The organism is Enterobacter chuandaensis, assembly GCF_039718975.1.
Classification (GTDB): domain Bacteria; phylum Pseudomonadota; class Gammaproteobacteria; order Enterobacterales; family Enterobacteriaceae; genus Enterobacter; species Enterobacter chuandaensis.
Genome location: NZ_CP097173.1, coordinates 2711912 through 2736902, shown reverse-complemented (window position 1 = coordinate 2736902; position 24991 = coordinate 2711912). Strand labels below are relative to the sequence as shown.

General features: G+C 56.2%; 23 protein-coding genes. 17 read left to right on the top strand and 6 right to left on the bottom strand.

Going from position 1 to position 24991, the window contains the following annotated elements; translation table 11 throughout:
- The first annotated feature begins 47 nt into the window (after positions 1 to 47).
- Positions 48 to 1235 (top strand): MFS transporter, encoded by a 1188-nt coding sequence (locus MX657_RS13320; protein WP_080329412.1) that lies wholly within the window; start codon positions 48 to 50, stop codon positions 1233 to 1235.
- A 48-nt stretch (positions 1236 to 1283) separates the two neighbouring features.
- On the opposite strand, the gene MX657_RS13315 is transcribed toward MX657_RS13320, so the two are convergent.
- The 4 genes from MX657_RS13315 to MX657_RS13300 form a co-directional block, all read right to left on the bottom strand.
- The gene (locus MX657_RS13315) at positions 1284 to 1763 is read right to left on the bottom strand and encodes an Hcp family type VI secretion system effector (RefSeq protein WP_346805960.1); all 480 of its coding nucleotides are present in this window, start codon (positions 1761 to 1763) and stop codon (positions 1284 to 1286) included.
- 207 nt (positions 1764 to 1970) lie between these two features.
- Positions 1971 to 2675, bottom strand: coding sequence for a hypothetical protein (locus tag MX657_RS13310; RefSeq protein WP_346805959.1), 705 nt, complete (start codon positions 2673 to 2675; stop codon positions 1971 to 1973).
- 282 nt (positions 2676 to 2957) lie between these two features.
- Positions 2958 to 3968 (bottom strand): type I glyceraldehyde-3-phosphate dehydrogenase, encoded by a 1011-nt coding sequence (gene gap / locus MX657_RS13305; RefSeq protein ID WP_346805958.1) that lies wholly within the window; start codon positions 3966 to 3968, stop codon positions 2958 to 2960.
- 78 nt (positions 3969 to 4046) lie between these two features.
- The gene (locus MX657_RS13300) at positions 4047 to 5027 is read right to left on the bottom strand and encodes a GlxA family transcriptional regulator (protein ID WP_119915869.1); all 981 of its coding nucleotides are present in this window, start codon (positions 5025 to 5027) and stop codon (positions 4047 to 4049) included.
- A 138-nt stretch (positions 5028 to 5165) separates the two neighbouring features.
- On the opposite strand from MX657_RS13300, the gene MX657_RS13295 reads away from it, so the two are divergent.
- Positions 5166 to 6137 (top strand): fatty acid desaturase, encoded by a 972-nt coding sequence (locus MX657_RS13295; protein WP_346808556.1) that lies wholly within the window; start codon positions 5166 to 5168, stop codon positions 6135 to 6137.
- Positions 6130 to 6888: a phosphate/phosphite/phosphonate ABC transporter substrate-binding protein gene (locus tag MX657_RS13290; RefSeq protein ID WP_119915868.1), complete on the top strand. Its 759-nt coding sequence runs from the start codon at positions 6130 to 6132 to the stop codon at positions 6886 to 6888. Before MX657_RS13295 ends, MX657_RS13290 begins: the two co-directional genes overlap by 8 nt.
- Here MX657_RS13290 and MX657_RS13285 read toward each other — a convergent pair.
- Both MX657_RS13285 and MX657_RS13280 read right to left on the bottom strand, forming a co-directional pair.
- A complete protein-coding gene (locus MX657_RS13285) occupies positions 6867 to 7763 on the bottom strand; it encodes a LysR family transcriptional regulator (RefSeq protein WP_119915867.1) in 897 nt (298 codons plus the stop codon). The two genes, MX657_RS13290 and MX657_RS13285, sit on opposite strands and share 22 nt — an antisense overlap.
- Before the next feature lie 23 nt (positions 7764 to 7786).
- Positions 7787 to 10075: an FdhF/YdeP family oxidoreductase gene (locus MX657_RS13280; protein ID WP_252001801.1), complete on the bottom strand. Its 2289-nt coding sequence runs from the start codon at positions 10073 to 10075 to the stop codon at positions 7787 to 7789.
- A gap of 981 nt (positions 10076 to 11056) precedes the next feature.
- Here MX657_RS13280 and MX657_RS13275 point away from each other — a divergent pair.
- The 14 genes from MX657_RS13275 to MX657_RS13210 all read left to right on the top strand — a co-directional run bounded on the left by MX657_RS13275 (position 11057) and on the right by MX657_RS13210 (position 24970).
- Positions 11057 to 11551 (top strand): SH3 domain-containing protein, encoded by a 495-nt coding sequence (locus MX657_RS13275; RefSeq protein WP_119915865.1) that lies wholly within the window; start codon positions 11057 to 11059, stop codon positions 11549 to 11551.
- A 23-nt stretch (positions 11552 to 11574) separates the two neighbouring features.
- Positions 11575 to 12078: a type VI secretion system lipoprotein TssJ gene (tssJ, locus tag MX657_RS13270; protein WP_119915864.1), complete on the top strand. Its 504-nt coding sequence runs from the start codon at positions 11575 to 11577 to the stop codon at positions 12076 to 12078.
- A gap of 28 nt (positions 12079 to 12106) precedes the next feature.
- A complete protein-coding gene (gene tssK / locus MX657_RS13265) occupies positions 12107 to 13450 on the top strand; it encodes a type VI secretion system baseplate subunit TssK (RefSeq protein WP_080329400.1) in 1344 nt (447 codons plus the stop codon).
- Between the two features lie 17 nt (positions 13451 to 13467).
- Complete coding sequence (locus MX657_RS13260) at positions 13468 to 14706, top strand: DotU family type VI secretion system protein (RefSeq protein WP_119915863.1); 1239 nt, start codon at positions 13468 to 13470, stop codon at positions 14704 to 14706.
- A 2-nt stretch (positions 14707 to 14708) separates the two neighbouring features.
- Positions 14709 to 18329 carry a type VI secretion system membrane subunit TssM gene (tssM, locus tag MX657_RS13255; protein ID WP_346805957.1) on the top strand — a complete coding sequence of 1207 codons (3621 nt, stop codon included), beginning with the start codon at positions 14709 to 14711 and terminating at the stop codon, positions 18327 to 18329.
- Positions 18330 to 18345: 16 nt separating this feature from the next.
- Positions 18346 to 19062, top strand: a complete 717-nt coding sequence (gene tagF / locus MX657_RS13250) for a type VI secretion system-associated protein TagF (protein WP_080329397.1) — start codon at positions 18346 to 18348, stop codon at positions 19060 to 19062.
- A gap of 11 nt (positions 19063 to 19073) precedes the next feature.
- Positions 19074 to 20090, top strand: coding sequence for a type VI secretion system protein TssA (gene tssA / locus MX657_RS13245; protein WP_346805956.1), 1017 nt, complete (start codon positions 19074 to 19076; stop codon positions 20088 to 20090).
- Positions 20091 to 20165: 75 nt separating this feature from the next.
- A complete protein-coding gene (tssB, locus tag MX657_RS13240) occupies positions 20166 to 20690 on the top strand; it encodes a type VI secretion system contractile sheath small subunit (RefSeq protein WP_008502644.1) in 525 nt (174 codons plus the stop codon).
- Between the two features lie 3 nt (positions 20691 to 20693).
- Positions 20694 to 22193 carry a type VI secretion system contractile sheath large subunit gene (gene tssC / locus MX657_RS13235; RefSeq protein ID WP_014884232.1) on the top strand — a complete coding sequence of 500 codons (1500 nt, stop codon included), beginning with the start codon at positions 20694 to 20696 and terminating at the stop codon, positions 22191 to 22193.
- A 374-nt stretch (positions 22194 to 22567) separates the two neighbouring features.
- Positions 22568 to 23050 (top strand): Hcp family type VI secretion system effector, encoded by a 483-nt coding sequence (locus MX657_RS13230; protein WP_008502640.1) that lies wholly within the window; start codon positions 22568 to 22570, stop codon positions 23048 to 23050.
- Positions 23051 to 23107: 57 nt separating this feature from the next.
- Positions 23108 to 23650: a hypothetical protein gene (locus tag MX657_RS13225; RefSeq protein ID WP_119915860.1), complete on the top strand. Its 543-nt coding sequence runs from the start codon at positions 23108 to 23110 to the stop codon at positions 23648 to 23650.
- On the top strand, positions 23641 to 24048 hold the full coding sequence (locus tag MX657_RS13220) for a putative T6SS immunity periplasmic lipoprotein (RefSeq protein WP_080329394.1): 408 nt from the start codon (positions 23641 to 23643) through the stop codon (positions 24046 to 24048). Before MX657_RS13225 ends, MX657_RS13220 begins: the two co-directional genes overlap by 10 nt.
- Positions 24049 to 24128: 80 nt before the next feature.
- Positions 24129 to 24620 carry a type VI secretion system amidase effector protein Tae4 gene (locus MX657_RS13215; RefSeq protein ID WP_023330611.1) on the top strand — a complete coding sequence of 164 codons (492 nt, stop codon included), beginning with the start codon at positions 24129 to 24131 and terminating at the stop codon, positions 24618 to 24620.
- Complete coding sequence (locus MX657_RS13210; protein ID WP_346805955.1) at positions 24617 to 24970, top strand: T6SS amidase immunity protein Tai4 family protein; 354 nt, start codon at positions 24617 to 24619, stop codon at positions 24968 to 24970. The genes MX657_RS13215 and MX657_RS13210 overlap by 4 nt, the downstream gene beginning before the upstream one ends.
- Positions 24971 to 24991 lie beyond the last annotated feature (21 nt).

Sequence of the window (24991 nt, the reverse complement as noted above, 5' to 3'; positions counted from 1 at the left end):
TATGCTTTTGCGACAGTTGTCACATTTTAATAACGGGAGAACAACCGATGAATTCATGTGTCGTGGCGAGAGAGGCCGTCGCGCCTGCCAGGCCCGCCTGGCGAGCCGTCTATTCACTGGGGCTGGGCGTGTTTGGTTTGATAACGGCAGAGTTTCTGCCAGCCAGCCTGTTGACGCCGATGGCCGCCAGCCTGGGCGTCACGGAAGGCATGGCCGGGCAGGCCGTCACCGCTACCGCGCTGGTGGCGCTGGTCACCGGGCTGCTGATTGCCCCGGCGACCAAAAATATCGACCGTCGCTGGGTACTGATGTTTTTCTCCGTATTGCAAATCATCTCCAGCCTGCTGGTGGCCTTTGCGCCTACCCTGCACGTGCTACTGATGGGGCGTTTACTGTTAGGGGTTGCCATCGGTGGATTCTGGGCGATGTCGACGGCGACAACGATGCGGCTGGTGCCAGCGGACAAAGTCCCCAAAGCGCTGGCGATCATTTTTTCCAGCGTCTCTATTGCTACCGTGGTGGCCGCACCGCTGGGGAGCTATCTGGGCAGCCTGATCGGCTGGCGTAACGTCTTTGTGCTCTGCATTTTGCCGAGCGTGCTGGCGGTACTGTGGCAGCTTTGGGTGCTGCCGTCCATGAAGCCGGAGAGCAGCGGCAGCCTGAGCACGCTGTTCCGCGTGCTGCGCCGTCCGGGCATGATTGGCGGCATGCTGGCGACCATTCTGATCTTCAGCGGCCATTTCGCTTTCTTCACCTATCTGCGCCCGTTCCTGGAAACGGTGGGGCAGGCGAGCGTTGAGACCATTTCACTGATCCTGCTGGGCTTCGGGCTGGCCAACTTTGTCGGCACCTCCGTTGCCGGGCATCTGCTGGCACGCAATCTTCGCCTGACATTGGCGCTGGTGCCGTTCGTCATGGGCATACTTGCGCTAACGATGGTGGCGTTTGGTCATCTGGCGATGCTGGATGGTTTCCTGGTGGCGCTGTGGGGCTTTGCGTTTGGTCTGGTGCCGGTGGGCTGGTCAACCTGGCTTGCCACCACCGTTCCGGATGAAGCCGAAAGTGCTGGGGGGCTGCTGGTGGCCTCAATCCAGCTGGCGATAAGCGCCGGTGCGGCAGTTGGCGGGGCGGTGTTTGACCTCAACGGTGCCAGCGGCGTGTTTGCCGGCAGCGGTTTCCTGCTGGTGACGGCGATGGTGATTGTGTTGATGGGCGTGAAGGTTAAGGCGGAGTGATCGTTTTCCCTCTCTTCAGGGAGAGGGACTTAACGGGTGTCCATTGTTTTATGCTACCGCTCTTTCATTCCATGTGTCTTTAAACATGATGTTCCCGGCGCAATATTTCCATTCAATCGATTCATAGCGGAGTTCGACTTCTTCCATATGCGCACTTGCGATACCGAGCGGGTGCAATACTGGCGAGATCCTTGTTATCTTTACGTTTTCCAGAGTAATATTGAAGTATTCGCGCTCAATACCGGCGTCATCAATTTTATACATTTTGATTAATGCAAATTTGAATGTTTTGCCTGTACATACAGCACGAAATAAATAGGGTGTGATGCGGTCTATTTCTTTTTCAAAGATAATTGGAACATGAAGGCGTGTCCCCGTCAATTTCCCCGTATTGGAACAGGTGGGGATCCAGACGGAGTGATTAAACGATTTTAGTTCGGTAGAGCCCAATCTTGTGGGCATTAAACATTCTCCTAAAACGGGAGCGTTATTTTCATCAGTAAACCATATATGTGCTGGTGTAGACATATTTTTATTTTCCTTTGTAAAAAAAGGCGATTGATAAAACTACGAGTGTAATTATTCCAATGATTCGTATTGCTATCACGTCATCATCAATAACAGATACTGTAGCCATTGATAAAAGAAGAATGATTACGACGACTCCGCAAGCACGTAAATCTCTTACTATATCATCCAGGATTAGTTTTAATATGCTTTTGATGAAATTAAACATTATTTTATCATCTTTATTAAGGCTTCAGTAATATCATCATCTGAAGCGGAGTAAATATTAAAATGACCTGATTTTGTTATGACGGGTTCAATGAGGAAGTACATCATTTCAAGATGTTCCATATATAGTGCATGATAAAAAAGCGGTCTATTATTTTTTAACCTATTGGCACTATCAGCGGCATGCTGAACCAGACTATAGGTATTAAGGACAAATAAAACTATTGCACCTTTACCTGCTATCTTATTAATAAAGGCATTTTGTACGGAAGAATTCATATTGTTTCCATAACAGATGTATTTGGCCACTGCATAGAGTAAACCGATTTTGGATATTTGTTTAATGGAGTAGGGTGTTGTAAGGCGTATTGTTTTTTCAAGAATGTTTCTTTTTCGATCTTCACTTTTGCCATTTAGTAATGTTTCTATATAAAGCCTTATCATTCTGAAAATAATGTCTCTGTGTGTTACCAGTTGATAAATACCATCAACAAATCGCTTGTCCTCTATGCTCAATCGTTTACAGACATCCTGATAATTGTCTGTAAAACAAGATGTATAATAAAGCAAACGCGTAGTAGCATCACCAAGATTATTTAAATACTCTATGGCACCATCCTTTACCCCCGCGACGGCGCGATCGAGTCTTAATGCGAGCTCTTTATCGGATCCGATTTTTTCTATGATTTCCTTGCTGTAATACATAATGTTTCCCTGTTGTGCGCAGGGTTTATCATGGTCTACGTTATCGTCTCAGGACAGTGATCGCACTCGCACTTTTAAAAGTAAAATAAAGAATAACCGCTAACCTATTATCTAAGTTAATCGGTGTTTTTTTTATAATCGATACGATGAATTGGAAAGCGGTGAATAACTCTAAGATTATCTTGAAATGTAAATCCTGCGAGGGTTGAGGTGATATTACTTAATGATGTTTTAATTTATAGGCCGGGTAAGCGCAAGCGCCACCCGGCATCAAGGTAAGGCTTACAGCCCTTTCTTATCCATAAATACCGCCAAATCCACCAGGCGATTTGAGAATCCCCATTCGTTGTCATACCACGCCAGGATCTTCACCATCTTCCCGCCAATCACCAGCGTGGAAAGCCCGTCGATAATTGAGGAGCGCGGGTCGCCCTGATAGTCGCTGGAGACCAGCGGTTCATCGCTATAGCCCAGGATCCCTTTCAGCGGCCCGCTGGCGGCCGCGTTGCGGAACGCCTCATTCACCTCTTCGGCGGTCACGCTACGGCTGAGCGTTACCGTTAAATCCACAATCGACACTACCGGCACCGGCACGCGCAGGGAGTACCCGGTCAGCTTGCCGTCCAGGGAGGGGATCACTTTGCCCAGCGCTTTCGCCGCGCCGCTGGAGTAAGGCACTATCGACAGCGCCGCCGCACGTGCGCCGCGCAGATCTTTCTCCGGCTGGTCGTGCAGCGCCTGGCTGTTGGTGTAGGCGTGTGTTGTGTTCATCAGCCCATGTTCAATGCCAAACTGCTGATGCAGCACCTGAGCCGCCGGTGCCAGCCCGTTAGTGGTGCAACTTCCGTTACTCACCACAAAATGCTGAGCCGGGTCATAGCTGTCGTGGTTCACGCCCATCACGACCGTCAGATCGTCATTCTTTCCGGGGGCGGAGATGATGACGCGCTTAGCGCCACCGCGTGTGATATGCACCGCCGCTTTTTCCCGATCGGTAAAGAAGCCGGTGGCCTCAATCACCACGTCAACGCCGACATCGCGCCACGGGATATTTGCCGGATCGCGCTCGCTAAACACCGTAATTCGCTGACCATCCACCTGCAGCGCGCCGTCGGCGGCTTCAACGGGTGCAGGCAGCTTGCCCAGAAGGGAATCATGTTTCAGCAGGTGGGCGAGGGTTTTACTGTCCGTCAGATCGTTAATGGCCACAATCTGCAGATCCGGGTTACCCAGCGCCGCGCGCAGGAAATTACGTCCGATACGGCCGAAACCGTTAATACCGACCTTAACCATGGTGCACTCCTTATCTCTGTTGTCTGGAGTCACTGTAGACGTCGGGCTGATTGGCGTAAACGACAAAAAAGGATCAGATTACGCCATCTTGCGGCAGTGGAAGCGCTGGCGGTATTCGCCCGGCGTGAGGTGGAGCTGTTTCTCAAACACGCGGCGCAGATTAATACTGGTGCCAAACCCGCTTTGCGCGGCAATGCGCTCAAGGGGATCATGCGTTTGCTCAAGCAGTTGGCGGGCAGCGGACAGACGCGCTTCGGTGACGTAGCGGGCAGGAGAGACCCCCGCCTCGCGGGTAAATACCCGGGTAAAATTGCGCGGGCTCATCGCCACTTTTTCCGCCAGATTTTCCACGCAAAGGTCGGCGGTAAGGTTCTGCAGGATCCAGGTTTGCAGATCGCCGATCGGCCCTGATGATCCAGCCTGCTGCAGGCTGTAGCGGCTGAACTGCAGCTGCCCGCCGGGGCGGCGCAGGTACATCACCATATCCTGCGCGACGTCGCGGGCGAGGGTAAAGCCATAGTCATCCTCCACCAGCGCCAGCGTCAGATCGAACCCGGAACTCACGCCGCCAGAGGTCCAGATGGGGCCATCCTGAATATACAGCGGGCCGCCTTCGACTTTGATAGCCGGGTACTGGGCTTGCATCGTCTCCAGCAGCCGCCAGTGGGTGGTCGCGCGGCGACCGTCCAGCAGGCCGGTCTGGGCCAGCAGCATCGCGCCGCCGCAAATAGAGGCGACCCGTCGGGCATGCGGCGCAGCGAGGTGCAGCCAGTCCACCACCGCCGTGCTCTCCTGCTCGTTCATCCCGCGCCCGGTGATGATAATGGTGTCCAGCGGTTCACGCGGATCCAGCTCCGGCAGGCGATAGTCCGCCAGCAGATTCAGGCCGGACTGGCCGTGGATCACCTGGTGCGGCTGCGTAGTGGCGATGATAATCCGGTAGCGGGGCTGGGTAAGGCCTTCCGCATGCAGCCGGTTGGCCTGCATCAGAATGTCGGCGATACCGGCGGCTTCAAACAGCATGCCGCCGTCGGGAACAATAATCAGGATCTTTTTCATGTCCTGAAAAGTACCTTTATTGCAGAATAAGTCAAGCAGCGCGATTCCGGTAAAGCAAAGCGATTTAAGTTCTTTGTGATTTCAGACGTAATCCCCGATCGTCAGGGCATTGTCTCTGGCGAAACGGCGTCTGAAGGAATGGGTAAACGAAGCTCCCTCTATTTACATCCGCAACAACGCGAACAAATCCACCGTCTTGCGTCGGGATTTCTGTGGCGAAGCGAACTGCCCACGTGGCTGTTGATCGTCACTATTTATGCTGGCTGGTTTGCCACGCTGAGGTTCTGGCAAACGCTTGGCCTGCTGCCCGCCACGCTGCTGCTGATCTGGTTTACCGCCTGGTATATGTCCCTGCAGCATGAGCTTATCCACGGACACCCGACGCGGTTTGCCTGGCTCAACCAGCTGTTTGGCACGCTCCCGCTGGCGGTCTGGTATCCGTACGGCCTGTACCGGGATTCGCATCTGGCCCATCATCGTCACGATAGTCTGACCTTTCCGGCGGATGACCCGGAGTCGTACTATTTTACCGATGAAAGCTGGGCGCGCTTTACACCCTGGCAGAAACGCGCGATCCGCGCCCGAAATACCTTTGTCGGTCGGATTGCGCTGGCGCCGCTGCTGGATATCTTTCAGACGCTGGGCAGTGCCGCGGCGGCGTTTCGTGATTTTCACCAGCGGGCAATCGCAATGTGGCTGGTCCACGTTTTGCTGCTGGTGGCGCTCTTCATCTGGATGACACACGTCGGTTTTTCACCCGTCTGGTTCGTGCTGGCGGTAAGCTATCCGGCGCTGGCACTGACCAAGATTCGTTCGTTTTACGAACATCGCGCGGCGGACGATCCGCTCGCGCGCTCGGTCATTAACGAGGCCGGGCTATTCTGGCGGGTGCTGTTTTTGAATCTCAACTATCATTCAGTCCATCACGATCTGCCGGGCGTTCCCTGGTACGGGTTGCCGACGATCTACCGGCAAAACCGTGAGGCGTACCGGCAGCGTAACCACGGCTTTGTGGTCCGAGGCTACGGTGAATGGCTACGCCAGTTCTGGACCCAGCCAGTGGAGGTCACCGTCCATCCCGGAAAACAACAGGAGGAGAGGCATGAGTAACCTGCTGGCGTTTCCCATGTACGCCGTGGATCGCGCCGATACCCGCGCGCTCTGGCTGGCGGTGCAGCATCTGCTGGCCGTGCGCGGCGTGTCCGTCGAGGGTGCTCCCGGCTGGCCGGAGTCGGACCTGCTGACCCACTGGCAGCAGCCTGCGCTTATTCTCAGCCAGACCTGCGGCTACCCGCTGGTGACGCAGCTCCCGGAGGTACAGGTGGTGGGCTGTTTTCACTACACCGCCGCGGGCTGCGAGGGGAGCCAGTACCGCAGTTTTCTGGTAGCGCGCGAGGCGGATCGGCACCTCACGCTGGCGGATTTTCGCGGACGTCGGGCGGTCTGTAATTCTGCGGACTCCCAGTCCGGCTTCAACGCGCTGCGAAAAAAAGTGGCTCGCCTGGCGAGTGACGGGCCATTTTTCTCGCAAACGTCCTTCAGCGGCAGTCACCGTCAGTCGTTGATTGATGTGAAGCGTGGGGCTGGGGATATCGCGGCCATCGACTGCGTCACCTGGGCACTGCTGCAGCGTCATGAGCCGGAACGGCTTGCGGGGCTGGCGGTCATTGACCGCACACCGCTGACGCCGGGGCTGCCGCTGATCACCTCGCATAACACCTCGCCTGAAACGCTTAACGCCATTCGCGATGCGCTCTGCGTGCTGGTAAGTTCGCCCGAATACAGGGAGGTGTGCGACGCGGTGCTCATTAGCGGTTTCAGCGTGGTGATGCGGCAGGCCTACGCCTCGTTGCTCGCGTGATAGATTGCCTGCGCGTCGGTAAAGCAGCGCAGCGCCAGCGATGAGAGCGGTTTTTGTCTGCGCATAATCAGGCCAATGGGGGCCTCAATGTTCGCGTCGGCGATGGGGACAATCCTGAAATTGCTGTTCAGGGCTTCCAGCCCGTTGTTCAGCGGCATCACGGCGCAGCATACGCCGCTCTGTACGGCCTGGATGATCTGGAACGTGGAGTCGCTCTCAAAAACGGCCGTCGGTTCGATGCCGGCAGATTTAAAGCTGGCCTCCATATGCGCCCGGTAGTGCATCCCTTTGGTCAGAAAACCCAGCGGAAAATCCGTCAGGTCGTGCCAGGTCAGCGTCTCCGGGGTAAGCTGGAAATGACGGACGTCGTGCAGCAGGCCCATTTTCGTTTCTGGCAGCCGGATAATGTCAAACAGGCTGGTGTCGATGCTGTTGAGATAGCAAATCCCCAGTTCCAGCTGGTTGCGGCTGACCCCGTCGGCAATCTGCGCCGAAGACATCGAATAGAGGCTGTAAGTAAGTTCAGGGTATTTTTGCGTCAGCTGACGAATGAAGATCATCGGATCCACGCTCGCCAGCGGGACCATCCCCAGACGTAGCTCACCCACCACCTGGCCTTTACACAGCGCGGCTTCCGCCTGCAATCCGTCGTGCGCGGCCAGAAGGGCGCGCGCCCACGCGAGGATGCGCTCTCCCTCCGGCGTAAACCCTTCAAAACGCTGTCCGCGCACAATCAGCACCAGTCCCAGCTCCTCTTCCAGGCTGCGGATGCGCATGGAGAGGGTCGGCTGGGTGATGTTGCACCGCGAGGCCGCTTTCCCAAAGTGCCGGGTCTCATCGAGCGCGAGTAAATATTTTAACTGTTTTATATCCATCAGGTTCCTCCGCGCGAACAGCCTTACAGCATGCGGATCTCTTTCGAGCGCAGTGTAATGCGAACCGGAACCGATTTATACGACGGCGTCCCGCTGTCCTTATCGAGATAATCGAGCGGCACCAGCACGTTCGCCTCCGGGTAATAGGCGCCGACGGTGCCCGGCGCGATGCTGTACGCCACCACCGTAATATCCTCCAGGCGCTGAACGCTGCCGGGGAGGGCGGTTTCGATATCCACGCGGTCACCGTGTTCCAGCCCTGACTGTGCCATATCCTCTTCATTCATAAACAGCACGTCCCGGCGGCCAAAGACGCCACGGTAGCGATCATCGAGGGCATAAATGGTGGTGTTGTACTGGTCATGGCTACGCAGCGTGATCAGGCGCAGCACATGCTCGCCCTCACCGCTGGCGTTTTCGTGTACGCCATCAAATACCGAGAACATCGCTTTGCCCGTCGCTGTCGGCCAGATACGCTTTGTTGGTGGCAACGGCATGCGGAAGCCTCCCGGAACCCGGATCCGCGCATTGTAGTTCTCAAAGCCCGGAATGGTCTGCTCGATCAGATCGCGGATGCGGTCGTAATCCTCGACCAGCGTCAGCCAGTCCACGCGTGTTTCCGGCAGGGTAGCCTTCGCGAGGCCAGCGACGATGGCGGGTTCCGAACGAAGCAACGGCGAGGCGGGTTTCAGCTTGCCGGAGGAAGCATGCACCATCGACATGGAATCTTCGACGGTAATGGACTGACGGCCGGTGGCCTGCATATCCAGTTCGGTGCGGCCAAGGCACGGGAATATATAGGTCTCTTTGCCCACCAGCAGATGCGTGCGGTTCAGCTTAGTCCCGACGTGCACGCTCAAATCCAGGTTACCCATCGCCGGGAAGCCCCGTTCGTGATCGGGCATCGCAACCGCAAAATTACCGCCGAGGCAGATGAGCGCTTTCGCACGACCGTCGATCATCGCCTGCGTGGCCTGCACAGCATCGTGTCCGTGGTGAGAGGGCGGCTCAAAACCAAACACTTGTTTCAGACGGTTCAGGAAGGCCGGGGCAGGTTTCTCGCTGATCCCGACGGTCCGGTTCCCCTGAACGTTAGAGTGACCGCGCAGGGGGCAGATCCCCGCACCGGGCTTGCCGATGTTCCCGCGCAGCAGCAGCAGGTCAGCAATCAGGCGGACGTTCGCCGTGCCTTTGTTATGCTGGGTGATCCCCATTCCGTAAGTAATGATGGTGGCATTTGATTTGGCATAGGCCTCTGCGACTTTCAGGAGCGCCGCCTGGCTGAGCCCCGACTCGCGCTCGATGTCGTCCCAGCGGGTTTGCGCGATATCGGCAGCAAAATCTTCAATGCCCTGAGTATGTTCAGCAATAAAGGCGTGGTCGAGCACGTCACCGCGTTCGGCCTCCATTTCCAGAAGGTGTTTGGCAATGCCTTTCAGCGCGGCGGCATCGCCCCCGGCCTTCACCTGGAAATAGGTCGAGGCGATGTCCGTTGAGCCATAGGTTGCCATTTCAATCACGCTTTGCGGGTCGGCAAAACGTTCGAGAGCGCGCTCGCGCAGCGGGTTGAAAACGATAATCGGCACGTTGCGACGAGCCAGCTCGTGGAGGGTACCCATCATTCGCGGATGGTTGGTGCCGGGGTTATGGCCGATGGAGATCACCAGCTCGGTCTTGTCGAAATCGTCCAGCGAGACGGTGCCTTTCCCAATACCGATGGAGCGCGGCAAACCGACGCTGGTGGCCTCGTGACACATATTAGAGCAGTCGGGGAAGTTATTGGTGCCGTACTCGCGGGCGAAGAGCTGGAACAGATACGCTGCTTCGTTGGAGGCGCGCCCGGAGGTATAGAACTCGACCTGGTCTGGTTCGAGCCCGCGTAAAATCTCGCCGATACGCTGAAATGCCTCGTCCCAGTCGACAGGGCGGAAGGTATCGCTGGCCCGGTCGTAGCGCAGGGGATGCGTCAGGCGACCGTAACCTTCCAGCTCAAAATCCGATTTAGCCAATAGTGAAGAGACGCTGTTTTCCGCCAGAAACGCGGGGGTCACGCGTTTGCTGGTGGCTTCCCAGGTCACCGCTTTCGCGCCGTTCTCGCAGAACTGGAATGTGGATTTATGTTCTTTATCGGGCCACGCGCAGCCGGGGCAGTCAAAACCGTCAGGCTGGTTGGTGCGCAGCAGCGTAGCGGGGGCGTCCAGGGTGTCCATTTGGGTTCGCACCGCGATGGCCGTCGCTTTTAATGCGCCCCAGCCGCCGGCAGGACCCTCATAGTGTCGGATACCGGGAACTGAGCGTCTTTTCGTGTTCATACATACTCCTGACGGGTTTGGTCGCGCAACGGCTGCGTAATAGGCAAAAGCAATGACTGGCAGGGAGAGAACTCCATGCGTTCGGGTTACGGCTCCTGCCTGTAATCATATTTTATAACAGTGAGTTAAAAGGGTTGGTGCGTAACTATTTAAAGAAATTATAACGAATTTTTATCATTTTAATAATAAATTGTATCTATCACCCGGTAGGCAGGATAGATAGCGTCGAGTGAGAAAGTATGTAGCGCAGGTGAAATTTCGAATGAAAGTAACGGTCGTTCCAAAAGTGAAAATATCGCGGCTGACAGGCGATATATGGGCTTCAGGAAACAAAATAGTGACGGGAATGTTTACTCAGGCTTAATGATTGATGGAAATGTATCGTGACTTTCAGAGTAATTATCACAACATGAGATATAAGTTATTTTGAGCCGTGAAATTAAAGGTGCGCGTCATCAGTAAAATAGCGATGCTGTGATCGGGTAATCCGGGAAATATTAAAGATACCTTGTTAGTGCAACAAATAATTCATCTTCATATATTCTTCTGACATCACTAAAACCACAATTCTACTAATTATGGTAGTGGCGATAATAGCATTATTGCGTTAATGAAATCAGTTCTTTTTTGAATTTTCTGCTTTAGTAACAGTGGGTTATAAGGTTGTAAGCTGGAGGAATAAAGCGATCCAGGCCATGTCGGGTTTTTTTATCAGATAAATCCTATAATGTTTCGACTGCTTCAATTACCACCACTTACGAGGCGGTAAATATTGAATTGGAGCAAAGCTCATGTAAACTTGTTTACCGTTTGTCAAAATATGTCAGGAAGACGCTGGGCCTTATTCTGAAGGGCTCGTGCGGTAGCTATGTCTTTAAGTTAGTAACGCCTCGAAATTATCCTGACTATTTTAACGATAGCACCTAAGTCAAACTTCATCCCCTTTATCTCCATCATCAAAATATCGCTACGGAAAAGCATATGAAAATGCGCGTACTGTTTTCACTTCTGTTTGTAATGGCGGTGGCGGGCTGTAAAGCGCCACAGAAACCCGCGGTGACCGACGATACGATCGTGACCAGCCAGGTCAACGGCGTCACTCTGACTCACCGTCACGCCGTGGTGCCGCCAACGGAATTCACTCAGCTCAACGAGCCTTACCGTGCTATGTACCCGGCCTCCCTGATGAGCCGTCCTGATTTTGGCGGAAAGGTTATCCGTACGCTGGAAACCGGCAAAACCTACGTGGTGCTGGGGCAGGTAGAACACTACTGGATGGCGCTCGCCGATGAGGGGAACGACCAGCTGATTGGCTACGTTCCGATGCGTGCCGTTATCAAAGCCGACCAGTACGAAGCTACCGTTCGTAAACAGGCCATTCGTCCTAAGGCGCGTAAAAAAGCGACCTGTGTCGATGTGGATGGCAACAGCAAAGCCTGCAAAGACAGCGCTAACGGTACCTGGATCCTGAACTAAACGGCTTTCCTGAGCGTATTTTTATGAATAATAAAAATTTTCATAAGCTGTGGTTAGGCTTTTATGCGGTGATTTTCGCCCTTGTCAGTGGTTGTACGTCGTCTTCACACAGCGACCCTTCCCGCTACAATCTGCAGTTTCAGGCTCATCCACAAATCAATGATTCTGCGCCGCTTAAAGTCCGGGTGCTGCTGTTGAAATCCGATGCGGATTTCATGTCCAGCGACTTCTATTCCCTGCAGAACAACGCGTCAGCCACGCTTGGCGCGAATCTGCTGAACAGCGATGTTTTCTTCCTGATGCCGGGACAGCTCTCGAAAACCCTCAGCGGTCAGAGCGATCCCGAGGCGCGCTATATCGGCGTGATGGCGGAATATCAGAAGCTGGATGGAAAAAAATGGCGCGTTTCACTTCCTCTGCCTGTGCCGGGCGAAAATCATCTCTACCAGTTCTGGAAATGGTCCGCGGATGAACTCCAGGCCAACGTCTTTCTCGACGTAAACGGCATTCGGGTCATCAGCCAGTAACGCGCTTCACAACAGGAAACACATCATCATGACCAAAGCAGAAAAGGTCGTCTGGACCGAAGGCATGTTCCTGCGACCACACCATTTTCAGCGGACTGAAAGTTATCTGCTCAACCATGTTCGTGAGTGGGGTGCGCTGCAGCGTTCGTATCTCTGGGGCTTTCTCGATGTTGAACTGGACGAAGCGATGCTGCGCCAGGGCTGCATCGCCCTGAGCTACTGCAGCGGGTTACTGCCGGACGGCACCTTTTTCCAGGTCCGCAACGGACGCAACGGTCCTGCGCCGCTTAAAATTCCTGACAATCTCACCAACGAAAAGGTGGTGCTCGCGCTGCCGGTTCGTCGTGGCGAGCGGGAAGAGGTGATTTTCAGCGAAGAACCTGCCTCGCTGGCGCGCTTCGTCGCGTTTGAGCAGGAGGTGGAAGACGATAACGCCATGTCGGTGGGGGATGCCACCGTCCAGTTTGGCCGTCTGCGCCTGACGCTGATGCTGGAAAAAGACCTCACGGCAGAATGGACCGCCATCGGCGTGGCATTTGTGACGGAAAAACGCAACGACAACCACGTGCGGCTGGATAACAGCTACATCCCGCCGATGCTGAACGCCAATAACAGCCCGCAGATTTACAGCATGATCAACGATCTGCACGGCCTGCTGGTGCAGCGCAGCCAGCAGATTGGTGGCCGCCTGCGCCAGCCTGGCCGCTTTAACACCTCCGAACTGATTGAGTTTACGCTGCTTTCGCTGGTGAACCGTCATCTTGGCGAGGTTTCACATTTAAAAACGCTGCCGCTGCTGCACCCGGAAACCCTCTGGCGCAGCTGGCTGCCGTTTGCCACCGAGCTCGCGACCTGGACGTCGCAGCGCACCACCGAGAGCGTACTGCCGATTTACGATCATGACGATCTGGCGAACTGCTTCAGCAAGCTGATGCTGATGCTCCGTCAGGGGCTGTCGCTGGTGATGGAAGACCACGCCATTCAGCTGCCGCTTAACGAGCGCTCGCATGGCCTGAACATCGCCACCGTTCCTGAAACCAGCATGGTGCGCGAGTTCGGCTTCGTGCTGGCGGTAAAAGCCAACGTGCCTGGTGAACACCTGCAGACCCATTTCCCGGCACAGATGAAAATCGCGCCGGTCTCGAAAATTCGCGATCTGGTCCAGCTGCAGCTGCCGGGCATTATGCTGCGCGCCATGCCGGTCGCGCCGCCGCAGATCCCGTGGCATGCCGGCTACAGCTACTTTGAACTGGAGAAGGGCAGCGAGCTGTGGCACGAGATGGATAAGTCCGGCGCATTCGCCCTGCACCTTGCGGGTGAATTCCCGGGGCTGGATATGGAGTTTTGGGCCATCCGTAGCCCGACAGAATAATAAAGCGAGCGCTTAATATGCAGGAACGACAGGACACCGGCAGTGATGCCGCGTTTACCGGAGCCAGTAGCAACAACCCGCTGGTGGCGGCCGCCAACCCGCTGCTCAATGCGATTCCGCAGATCCGTCATTCGGTATCCCATGACGATCAGGTGGCGTTACGCCAGCGCCTGATCGATGAGATCCGCCGTTTCGAAGTCCGCTGTCAGCAGGCGGGGCTGCCCTACGAAGTGATCGTCGGGGCACGCTACTGCCTGTGTACGGCGCTGGACGAGGCCGCCGCGCTTACTCCCTGGGGCAGCAGCGGCGTCTGGTCCAGCAATGGCCTGCTGGTGACGTTCCATAACGAAACCTGGGGCGGCGAGAAGTTCTTCCAGCTGCTGGCGCGCCTGTCGCAGAACCCGCGCGAACATATTCTGCTGCTGGAGATGATCAACTACTGCCTGCTGCTCGGCTTCGAGGGGCGTTACCGGGTGCTGGACAATGGCCGCACCCAGCTTGAAACCATCAAGCAGCGGCTGTGGCAGATGATCCGCGGCGTGCGCGGCAGCTATCCGCCACCGCTTTCTCCCCATCCGGAAGATCGTCCGGTGCTGCGCAAGCTCTGGCGTCCGATGGTTCCCCTGTGGGCCTGCGTGGCGCTGGCCGGGTTTATCGCCTGTCTGTTTTATATCGTGCTTAACTGGCGTCTTGGCGATAACACCAACCCGGTGCTGGCGAAGATTTATCAGTCTCAGCTGCCGGAAACCACTATTCAGCAACCGGCCCGTCAGCTACCCGCTGTGCTGAACCTGCGCGGCTTCCTGAAGCCTGAAATCGAGGCGGGCCTGGTGGCGGTGAAAGACGAAGCGGATCGCAGCGTCGTTATCCTGAAGGGCGACGGGCTGTTTGCCTCCGCCTCGACCGTCGTGCGCGACCGCTATGAACCGGTCATCAACCGCATTGCGCAGGCGATGAACAACGTCAGCGGCAAAATTCTGGTGGTGGGTTACAGCGACAACGTGCCGATCCGCAGCGCGCGCTTTGCCTCGAACTACGAGCTGTCACTGGAACGCGCGCGCTCCGTACAGAAAATGTTGCAGGGAAGCCTCTCTCAGCCAGGCCGCGTGAAGGCGGAAGGGCGGGGCGAGATTAACCCGGTAGCGCCGAACACGACGCCGGAAAACCGCGCCCGTAACCGCCGTGTGGAAATAACTCTGCTGGTGTCGCCTGAAAACACCCAGGCCGAGCTGAACGGATTGCCGCAAGGAAACTAAGGATGCTGACTACACTTCTTTCCATTCTGACCAACCGCATTCTGTGGAGCTTCCTCGGCGTAACGGCGCTGGCGGCGGTGATCTGGATGATTGGTCCGCTGTTGTCCATCGTGGACACCCGACCGCTCGAATCCGAACAGAACCGCATCATCAGTATCGCCGTGGTCTACCTGCTGTGGGCGCAGGGCCATATTCTGCCGCGTCTTTATAACGCCTGGCTGAACCGCAAGCTGATGGACAAGCTCAACGAGAACACCACCAGCCCGGAGGCTGCGGATCCGCAGCAGCGCCTGAACAGCGAGGAGCAGATCCTCGCCAGCCGTTTTGATGAAGCCGCGCAGATGCTAAAAAAAGCGCACTTCAGCAAAGCGGGCCAGGGCGCCCAGTGGACCCAGCGCTTCAGCACGCAATATCTCTATCAGCTGCCGTGGTACGTCATTATCGGCGCGCCGGGCTCCGGTAAAACCACGGCGCTGGTGAACTCCGGGCTGCAGTTCCCGCTGGCCGACCGTTTCGGTAAGACCGCGCTGCGGGGCATCGGCGGGACGCGCAACTGCGACTGGTGGTTCACCAACGAGGCCGTGCTGCTGGACACCGCGGGTCGCTACACCACCCAGGAGAGCGAGCAGGTGCAGGACGCCGGTGAATGGCTGCAGTTCATGGGGTTACTGCGCAAGTACCGTCGCCGCCAGCCGATCAACGGCGTCATCGTCACGATCAGTATTTCGGACCTGCTGACCCAGTCTGCCGAAGCGTCCCGCCAGCAGGCGGTGAACCTGCGCCAGCGTCTGTCCGAGCTGCATGAACAGCTGGGTATCCGCTTCCCGGTGTATGTGATGGTGACCAAGGCCGACCTGCTCAAAGGCTTCCGTGCCTGGTTTGCCGACTATGACAAAGCGCAGCGCGACCAGATCTGGGGCTTCACGCTGCCATGGGAGCAGACCAAACACGCCGATTACGACCTGATGGGCAACTTCCAGCAGGAGTTTTCTCTGTTACAGCAGCGCCTCGATGCCGGGCTGCCGGAAACCATGCTGAAAGAGCATGACGCGAAAACCCGCGCCGAAGCGTACCTCTTCCCGCAGGAGTTCGCCGCGCTGCGTCCGCTGCTGGCGGACTACCTGAGCACGGTCTTCGCCCGCTCCAACTTTGAAACCGAATTTTCGCCGCGCGGGATCTACTTCGCCAGCGGGACTCAGGAAGGTATGCCGTTCGACCGCGTGATGGGCGAACTGAACCGCGCGCTCTCCCTGCCGGAAGGGGCAGAGAGCGATAACTGGGATTCGGTCAGCAAAGAGGCTCCAATCCCGGGCGCGAAAGGCCAGAGTTTCTTCATCAAGAATCTGCTGCAAAACGTTATTTTCCAGGAAGCCGGGATTGCCGGGGAAAACCGCTGGTGGGAACTGCGCAACCGGGCGGTGATCTGGTCCGGCTACGCGGCGCTGCTGGCCCTGCTGGCGATCCTCGGCGGGCTGTGGCTGACCAGCTATGCCAAGAACAAGTCCTATCTGGAAGAGGTGGATGCGAAGGTGCCGCTGCTGGACCAGCAGAGCAAAGCGCTGCAGAACCAGCCGCAGCGTGACCTGTTCGATCTGTTGCCTCTGCTGAATGGCCTGGTGGACCTGCCGAAAAGCGACGCGTTTGATGTCAACGATCCGCCAGTGTCGCGCCGCATGGGGCTTTACCGTGGGGATGACGTTAGCGACGCTTCGCAGTCCCTGTATCAGAAGGCGCTGGATCAGCTGCTGTTGCCTGCCGTTGCTATGCACATCACCACCTGGCTGCGCAACGACAACGGCAGCGACGTTGAGTACAGCTACGAGGCGCTGAAAGCCTATCAGATGCTTTATCAGCCGAAGCACTACGACGGCAAATTCCTGCACTCCTGGGTAATGCTCAACCTACAGCGCAACCTGCCGCAAAACGTCACGAAGGCGCAGCTGCAGCAGCTCGAATGGCATCTCACCCAGCTGCTGGAGCCGAAAATTCAGGCCTCGCCGTACGCGCAGGACGAATCCCTGGTGGCGCGCGAAAGAGCCCTGATCAACCAGCAGCCGCTTTCAACCCGCGTCTACGGTCGCCTGAAGCGCCTGCTGGAACATGACGACAACCTCAAGCCGGTCTCCCTTTCCGACCTGGGCGGGCCGCAGAGCGAGCTGGTGTTTTCCCGCAAAAGCGGTAAGCCGGTGAGCGAAGGCGTTCCGGGTCTTTATACGCCGGACGGTTACTGGAAAAGCTTTAACGGGCAGATTGACAGCGTGACGACCGCCCTGCATGAAGACGATGCCTGGGTGCTGGGCGCCGCGACCGCGCAGGAAGATAAACAGCAGATCGATAACGCCGTGCGCCAGCTCTACATGCGCGACTTTATTGCGAACTGGGATCGCTTTCTCGCCGACATCCAGCTAAACAACAGCGCCGATCTTTCCCAGCGCATCAACACCGCGCGCCTGCTCTCTGGCGCAAACTCTCCCCTGCGCCGCCTGGTGCAGAACCTGAGCCAGGTGCTGACGCTCTCCCGCGATACCCCGGCACCGGAAGATGCCGGTAAAGCGCAGGCGCAGAGCAACCGCGCCACCCGCACGCTGGAAGCGCTGTTCAGTAATAATGACAATGCCCCGACGCAGGCGGCCGCGATTACTCAGGCACCTGAGCAGCTGGTAACGGACCACTTCGCGCCGATGATTGAGCTGGCCCAGCCGCTGGAGAAGGGCGGCAAGACCATCGTCTTTGATGATTTTCTTAAGCAGGTGGATGAGCTTTATCGCTACCTGACCGCCGTGCAGGACGCCGCCAACAGCGGTATGCCGGCACCGGGCGGCGAGGCGATCAGCCGTCTGCAGGCCAGCGCCGGTCGACTGCCGGGCGGACTGCAAACCATGTTCAGCAACATGGCGGTGGGGGCCAGCAGCGATACCCAGCGCCGTGACCTGGAAAACGTGCGTAAGCGGATTAACGTCGAAGTGGGCGGGTTCTGCCGTCAGGCGATCGCCGGTCGCTACCCGCTGGTGCGCAGCGCCAGCACCGAGGTCACTCCGGACGATCTCGCCCGCATGTTTGCGCCGGGCACCGGGCTGATGGACACCTTCTTTCGCGACAACCTGACCAGCAAAGTGGATACCACCCAGGCAAACTGGCGCTTTATGCCGGGCATCGACGGTAAAACCCTGCCGGGCAGCGAAGGTGTGCTGAGACCGTTCCAGCAGGCCCAGTCGATTCGCGACGCCTTCTTTGCTAACGGCGCGACCACGCCGTCTTTCAAGGTAACGGTACGCACCGTGAGGATGGATAACACCATTCTGAACCTGACGCTGGACGTTGACGGCCAGCTGCTGCGCTACAGCCACGGTCCGCAGGCCGTGCAGATCATGAACTGGCCGGGGCCGGGTGGCACCAACCAGGTCCGTATGCAGCTGGGTCTGGCTAACGGCAGCACCGCGACGCTGGTCACCAACGGTGCCTGGGCGCTCAATCGCTTTTTCGATAAAGCGCGCACCAGCCCGGGCGCGGGAAGCCTGAGCCGTCAGGCCACCTTCAACGTCGACGGTCATCAGGTCACGCTGGAGTTCGCGCCAAACAGCATTCGCAACCCGTTCCAGCTTCCCCGTTTCTCATGCCCATAACCGCAAGGACAGCCGTATGACGAATACCCCTGCGATGAACCGCTACAGCTGGTATGGCAAATTACCCAGCGCCGGAGATTTTTTGCAGCGTCGCTTTCCTGACACTTTACAGCGCCAGTGGTCGCACTGGTTTCAGGTTGGCCTGCTGGCCTGGCAGCAGGAAGAGCAGCGCAGCGGCGAACGCCAGTTCACCAAAGCTCCGGTCTGGAATTTCGTCGTCCCGCCGATGCTGGGCAGCCAGATGATCCAGATGGGTTGCCTGCTGCCCGGCCGCGACAGCGTTGGCCGACACTACCCGGTTTGCATTCAGCTCAGCTTTGCCCCGTCAGAGTGGTCGACCAGCCTGCTCAGCCAGGCGGAAAGCTGGTATCAGCAGATTGGACGTCTGGGCCTGCACGCGGTGCGCAACAGTTTTTCCGCCTCGCAGCTGGATGAGATGCTGATGTCCATTCCGGCGCCGCAGCCCGTCGAGCCGCAGAAGCGTTCCGACATCCTCGACGTGATTGGCTACGACGAGGACGGCCAGAACACGCTGGGCTGGCCGCAGGCGGCAGAGTGTTTTGACCCGCTGCGTCAGACCAGCTACTGGTGGACCAACCGCTGCGACGGTTACCCGCTGTACACCCACGTTCACAGCGGCAACTTCACCGGGCAGCTTTTTACCCTGCTGTTCGACCCGGCAGGGGGCGCCCGTCCGGGACGTCACGGCCTCTATCCGCCCATGTTTGAATAAGCAGGGAACGTATGAACATCGAAGTATTTCTCGCGCCAGTAAGCCCCGACAAGCCCTGTGGCGACAATCTGGAGTACGACGCTGACTTCCAGGCGATGAACCAGGCAAGCCTTGGGAAAGCGGAACAGCAGTTTGGCGACACCATCATCCCGGCAGAGCCAGCGGACTGGAACACGGTAGAAAAATTCGCTACCAGCCTGCTGAGCCGTACAAAAGATCTTCGCGTGATGCTGGCGTTAACCCACGCCTGGACCCGTCGTCGTGGCCTTGCGGGCTACGCGGACGGGCTGTTGCTGGTGCAGGAGGCGATTGCACGCTACTGGGAGCCGCTCTATCCGCTGCTGGAAGAGTATGGCGAAACCGACCCGTTCTATCGCATTAACGCTCTGGCAGGGCTGAGCGATAAATCCGAGCTCACCGTCGCGGTACGTAACGCCTCGCTGCTGCGTTCAAACGGCGATGAAATTTCGCTGCGTGACGCCCAGGCGCTGCTGGACGGCAGTAAAACCGAGTGCCCGGACTATCCGGGTGGACGTCCACGACTGATTGACGAACTGGCCCGCGGCGACCAGCCGGGGACCGCAGCGGTTATCGTCATTAACGAACGACTGCTGGCTATCCGCGAGCTGCTCATCGGGCATCTCGGAGAAAGCGGCGTACCGGAAATGGAACAGCTGCTGAAAACCGTGGGGCTGGTCGCCAGCGCCTGTCAGGTGACCGATATCAGCAAGCTGCTGCCGAACCGTGAGGCGCAGGCTGAACAGCACGCCGAGCCGCAGCCTGCGGCAGCGCAGCCCGTTCAGCCGGTCACCGACTGGCGCAGCGTGAAGGTCACCAGCCGCGCCGACGCGCAGCTGATGCTGGAAAAAGCGAAGCAGTATTTTGCGCAGTACGAACCGAGCCACCCCGCACCGCTGATGATTGAACGGGTGCAGCGGCTGTCAGAACTTAACTTTATGGACATTATTCGCGACCTGGCGCCAGACGGCGTTAACCAACTGGAAAACATCTTTGGACGCCGCGAATAACGCGTCCAGGCATTATGACGACAGGCATGGAGCCTGCCGTTTCACCTTCACCGCGCATCTTTGATGGAGAACATCATGGCAATGAGTAACAGTGGGCAGAAATTCATCGCACGTAACCGTGCCCCCCGCGTGCAGATCGAGTACGACGTAGAGATCTACGGTGCAGAACGTAAAATTCAGCTGCCGTTCGTGATGGGCGTTATGGCCGATCTGGTCGGCAAACCGGTGGAAAACCTGCCGGCCGTCGACGAGCGTAAATTCCTTGAAATCGACATCGACAACTTTGACGAACGCATGAAGGCGCTGAAGCCGCGCGTGGCGTTCCAGGTGGATAACACCCTGACCGGCGAAGGTAAGCTCAACGTGGATCTGACCTTCGACAGCATGGACGACTTCCTGCCGGATGCGGTAGCCCGCAAGGTTGAGCCGCTGAACAAGCTGCTGGAAGCCCGTACACAGCTCTCCAACCTGCTGACCTATATGGACGGCAAAAACGGTGCGGAAGAGCTGATCGCAAAAATTCTGCAGGATCCGACGCTGCTCAAATCCCTGAGCCAGTTGCCGAAAAATGACGAAAGCGCGAAAGGTAGCGAGGAATAATCGATGAGCAACCAGACTCAACAACATGAGCAGCAGGCGGGTCAGGCGTTCAGCCAGGATGAGTTCAGCGCGCTGCTGAACAAAGAGTTCCGCCCGAAAACCGATCAGGCGCGTTCCGCCGTGGAGAGCGCGGTTAAAACCCTGGCGCAGCAGGCGCTGGAAAATACCGTTACCTTCTCCAACGACACCTACCGCACCATTCAGAACCTGATCGCCGGTATCGATGAGCAGCTGTCGCAGCAGGTAAACCAGATTATTCACCATGAAGAGTTTCAGAAGCTGGAGAGCGCCTGGCGCGGTCTGAGCTACCTGGTGAACAACACTGAAACTGACGAGATGCTGAAGATCCGCTTTATGAGCATCTCCAAACAGGAGTTGGGCCGCACCCTGAAGCGCTTCAAGGGCGTGGGCTGGGACCAGAGCCCGATCTTCAAGAAAATCTACGAGCAGGAGTACGGTCAGTTCGGTGGCGAGCCGTTTGGCTGCATCGTGGGCGACTATTACTTCGACCACAGCCCGCAGGACGTTGAGCTGCTGGGCGAAATGGCGCGTATCGGCTCTGCGGCCCACTGTCCGTTTATCACCGGTACCGCACCGGGCGTGATGCAGATGGAGTCCTGGCAGGAGCTGGCTAACCCGCGCGACCTGACCAAAATCTTCCAGAACACCGAATATGCCGCCTGGCGTTCACTGCGTGAATCCGAAGACGCCCGCTATCTGGGGCTGGTGATGCCGCGCTTCCTGTCGCGCCTGCCGTACGGCATTCGTACCAACCCGGTGGACAGCTTTGACTTTGAAGAGCAGACCGACGGCGCGAACCACAACAGCTACTCGTGGGCGAACGCCGCTTACGCGATGGCGGCCAACATCAACCGCTCCTTCAAAGAGTACGGCTGGTGCACCTCGATTCGCGGCGTGGAGTCCGGCGGGGCGGTGGAAAACCTGCCGTGCCACACCTTCCCGAGCGATGACGGCGGCGTGGACATGAAGTGCCCGACCGAGATCGCCATCAGCGACCGCCGCGAAGCTGAGCTTGCGAAAAACGGCTTTATGCCGCTGGTGCACCGCAAAAACTCCGACTTTGCGGCCTTTATTGGCGCGCAGTCTCTGCAAAAACCGGCCGAGTACCACGACCCGGATGCCACCGCCAACGCGCGTCTGGCCTCTCGTCTGCCGTACCTGTTCGCCTGCTGCCGCTTTGCCCACTACCTGAAGTGCATCGTGCGCGACAAAATCGGCTCCTTCCGCGAGCGCGAAGAGATGGAGCGCTGGCTGAACGACTGGGTGATGAACTACGTCGACGGCGACCCGGCTAACTCCTCTCAGGAGACCAAGTCCCGCAAACCGCTGGCGGCAGCGGAAGTGCAGGTGCAGGAGATCGAAGACAACCCGGGCTATTACGCCGCGAAGTTCTTCCTGCGTCCGCACTACCAGCTGGAAGGTCTGACCGTTTCTCTGCGTCTGGTTTCTAAACTGCCGTCGCTGAAGACGAAAGACGCGTAAGAGCGTCAGCCTGCTGACAACGTGCGTTTTGTGAGTTTCGCCCGGCGGCGCTACGCTTGCACGGGCCTACAATGAAGCGTGCAATTTATTGATATCGTTGCGCAATGTAGGCCGGGTAAGCAAAGCGCCACCCGGCAAGAAAGACGGCTAAATTGTTAATGCTGTCCTTAACTGTTTCCACAATAACGCACGGTAATAAAGACTTCACATTCATTCCGTTATTTCGGGGGAATGTAAGACTGTCAAATGACACGGGTCGTTTGATATGAGGCAGAGGTAAAATATGGACGGTTTTATTCAGCCCCATGCTTTCCTGTTTGCCATATAAGTGCTTTTTCGAAAGCAATATTGTTCATCCACGAAGAGTAGATATTATGGCTATTGATATGTTTCTGAAGGTCGAGGGTGTTACGGGCGAATCTAAAGATTCTAACCACACCGGCTGGACTGATATTACCTCCTTCTCCTGGGGCGCTTCCCAGCCAGGTAATATGAGCGTTGGCGGTGGCGGCGGTGCCGGTAAAGTTAACTTTAACGACCTGCACGTTAACGCGCTGATCGACAAATCCACTACCGCTATTCTGAAACACTGCGCCAGCGGTAAACACCTGACGAAAGTTGAACTGTCCGTCTGTAAAGCGGGCGGCCAGCAGGTGGAATACTCCCGTATTACGCTGGAAGATGTACTGGTAACCTCTGTTCAGTACACCGGGGCTGACAACGGCGACACCGTAGGTGTGACCTACGCATTCCAGGCTGCGAAAGTGAAACAGCAGTACTGGGAGCAGACCACGTCTGGTGGTAAAGGTGCTGAAAGCAGCGCTGGCTGGAATATCAAAGAAAACAAAGAAGCATAATTGCGTATATGGCCGGGGAGTTTTCCCCGGTCATCATCTACCGGCAAGGAAGATAGCATGGCAAGTTTGCAGGAAGGAGGCGCCCGTCCTCTCACCATTGGCGAAATAGCATTGGCTCGCTCGGTTTTTGGTGACGCAATAAAATATTCAGTAGTTAAAGTCCATAATAAAAGCTATTTGCCATTTAATATGCAGTCCACAGATGTCGCGATGACACCCAATGGTGAGTTGTATTTTCGTGAGCCGCATTATCGGGATGATTTCTCTATAGAAGTTCCACGATATAAACACTGGTTTATTCACGAGATGGTGCATGTGCTACAGCATCAGGTTGGAATGAATGTCCGAACCCGAGGCGCATTCAGTTGGGCTGCCAGTTATAATTACTCTTTGCCCCCGGATAAAAAGCTCTCGGACTTTGGCATGGAGCAGCAGGCCTCCATCATTTCAGATTTTTATTATTTGATAAATTACGGTCTGGGTGATTTTCGAAACATTGCCGGGTTTGAAGGGATTATCGGGCCGGATCTCAAGGATAAATATCAGCAGGTGTTATCTCTGTATTTCAAAAATCCTAAGGATCGGCGGGTATGGTTATGAAACAGCTCTACGGTGTCTTGGCGGTCACGTTAATGGCAAGCGCTTGTGTGTCTCATCCTGCACAATATCGATCGCTTGAGGTTACGCTTAAAAACAATGAACCCTGCTTTGCTATTCCCGCTAACTCTGGGTTAGAAATGCCTGTTACCAGTCATTCGCCCACCGTTATGAAACGCGCCGGAAATGAATGGAAAACGATATCGCCGCCCTCTACGTTTAGCCCTGAGGTGACGTTAACGACCCAACAGTGTCACCAGTGGAATGGTGTTGCGTGGCAAGCCGGAGAATATGATGTTGCCCTGAGAGTGTCGGGTAAAAGCGATTCTGTTCGTTATGCGGCCCGCTTCATCTTAATAGAAGATTCTGCAGGCCAGTTTAGGCTTACGCAGACTGAATAGAATGTATTGCCCCTCCAACGCTGCCGTTCCCGCCCCGAGAACGGCAGCACCATCCTGAGCATCTTACCAGGGAGAACTTGATGTCTCATATGCGTCCTGCTTTTGGTGCCGCCTGGAACCGTTTCAGAGAAGTGAACGTAAACGTAGAACAGGTTGGCAAATTATTGGGTGGAAAAGTTCAGCATAATATCGACGCCGGTATCTTTAAAAATGCCTGCCCAATTCGTATGAGTTACGTTTTAAATTACTGTGGCATTCCAATTCCTTCTAACAGTAAATATGCGACAGTGACCGGAAACGACAAAAAGCGCTATATGTTCCGCGTTAAAGATATGATTGCATTTCTACCCACGGTACTGGGCAATGCAGATATGTCGGTCTCTTCCCCAACGCCAGCGCAATTTGCAGGCAAGCAAGGCATTATCATCTTTACCGGGCATGGCTGGAGCGACGCAACCGGTCATGTAACACTCTGGAATGGTAATATTTGTTCTGATGACTGTCATTTCCTTGGTTCGCCGGGTAATGGTTCATTTATTCCTACCAACGCCACCTTCTGGAGCCTGAAATGAAACGTTTACTGCTGCTCGTATTGGCATTAAATGCCTCTGTTGTTTATGCCCAAACGCTGCCTGCCATCAGCGCTTTTTCTCAGCAACAAATTTTTGAAAACTGGGTGCAAAATCGGTGCATCAGTAAGATCGCGAACAGTAAAAGTCTGAAAGATGATGCAGAGGCCAGCGCGGCCGCATGGCTGGAAGCAAGCGATCTGCCTGCTGAAAATTTTGAAAAAGCTGACAAAGTGATTGCAACTTTACTGAAAGAGAACGTGGGCGGTACTCAGTCGGGTCATTATCAGGTATTGAAGTGCAGCTTAATCGTCAATAGCGACGCGATTCGTCCGCTGAAAGCCCAAAAATAGCATTTCACCGTTTAATTATGC

Excerpts from the sequence above, each read along its gene's own strand:
- MX657_RS13320 (WP_080329412.1), top strand. The coding sequence starts at position 48 with ATGAATTCATGTGTCGTGGCGAGAGAGGCCGTCGCGCCTGCCAGGCCC.
- MX657_RS13315 (WP_346805960.1), bottom strand. The coding sequence starts at position 1,763 with ATGTCTACACCAGCACATATATGGTTTACTGATGAAAATAACGCTCCC.
- MX657_RS13310 (WP_346805959.1), bottom strand. The coding sequence starts at position 2,675 with ATGTATTACAGCAAGGAAATCATAGAAAAAATCGGATCCGATAAAGAG.
- gap (WP_346805958.1), bottom strand. The coding sequence starts at position 3,968 with ATGGTTAAGGTCGGTATTAACGGTTTCGGCCGTATCGGACGTAATTTC.
- MX657_RS13300 (WP_119915869.1), bottom strand. The coding sequence starts at position 5,027 with ATGAAAAAGATCCTGATTATTGTTCCCGACGGCGGCATGCTGTTTGAA.
- MX657_RS13295 (WP_346808556.1), top strand. The coding sequence starts at position 5,166 with ATGGGTAAACGAAGCTCCCTCTATTTACATCCGCAACAACGCGAACAA.
- MX657_RS13290 (WP_119915868.1), top strand. The coding sequence starts at position 6,130 with ATGAGTAACCTGCTGGCGTTTCCCATGTACGCCGTGGATCGCGCCGAT.
- MX657_RS13285 (WP_119915867.1), bottom strand. The coding sequence starts at position 7,763 with ATGGATATAAAACAGTTAAAATATTTACTCGCGCTCGATGAGACCCGG.
- MX657_RS13280 (WP_252001801.1), bottom strand. The coding sequence starts at position 10,075 with ATGAACACGAAAAGACGCTCAGTTCCCGGTATCCGACACTATGAGGGT.
- MX657_RS13275 (WP_119915865.1), top strand. The coding sequence starts at position 11,057 with ATGAAAATGCGCGTACTGTTTTCACTTCTGTTTGTAATGGCGGTGGCG.
- tssJ (WP_119915864.1), top strand. The coding sequence starts at position 11,575 with ATGAATAATAAAAATTTTCATAAGCTGTGGTTAGGCTTTTATGCGGTG.
- tssK (WP_080329400.1), top strand. The coding sequence starts at position 12,107 with ATGACCAAAGCAGAAAAGGTCGTCTGGACCGAAGGCATGTTCCTGCGA.
- MX657_RS13260 (WP_119915863.1), top strand. The coding sequence starts at position 13,468 with ATGCAGGAACGACAGGACACCGGCAGTGATGCCGCGTTTACCGGAGCC.
- tssM (WP_346805957.1), top strand. The coding sequence starts at position 14,709 with ATGCTGACTACACTTCTTTCCATTCTGACCAACCGCATTCTGTGGAGC.
- tagF (WP_080329397.1), top strand. The coding sequence starts at position 18,346 with ATGACGAATACCCCTGCGATGAACCGCTACAGCTGGTATGGCAAATTA.
- tssA (WP_346805956.1), top strand. The coding sequence starts at position 19,074 with ATGAACATCGAAGTATTTCTCGCGCCAGTAAGCCCCGACAAGCCCTGT.
- tssB (WP_008502644.1), top strand. The coding sequence starts at position 20,166 with ATGGCAATGAGTAACAGTGGGCAGAAATTCATCGCACGTAACCGTGCC.
- tssC (WP_014884232.1), top strand. The coding sequence starts at position 20,694 with ATGAGCAACCAGACTCAACAACATGAGCAGCAGGCGGGTCAGGCGTTC.
- MX657_RS13230 (WP_008502640.1), top strand. The coding sequence starts at position 22,568 with ATGGCTATTGATATGTTTCTGAAGGTCGAGGGTGTTACGGGCGAATCT.
- MX657_RS13225 (WP_119915860.1), top strand. The coding sequence starts at position 23,108 with ATGGCAAGTTTGCAGGAAGGAGGCGCCCGTCCTCTCACCATTGGCGAA.
- MX657_RS13220 (WP_080329394.1), top strand. The coding sequence starts at position 23,641 with ATGGTTATGAAACAGCTCTACGGTGTCTTGGCGGTCACGTTAATGGCA.
- MX657_RS13215 (WP_023330611.1), top strand. The coding sequence starts at position 24,129 with ATGTCTCATATGCGTCCTGCTTTTGGTGCCGCCTGGAACCGTTTCAGA.
- MX657_RS13210 (WP_346805955.1), top strand. The coding sequence starts at position 24,617 with ATGAAACGTTTACTGCTGCTCGTATTGGCATTAAATGCCTCTGTTGTT.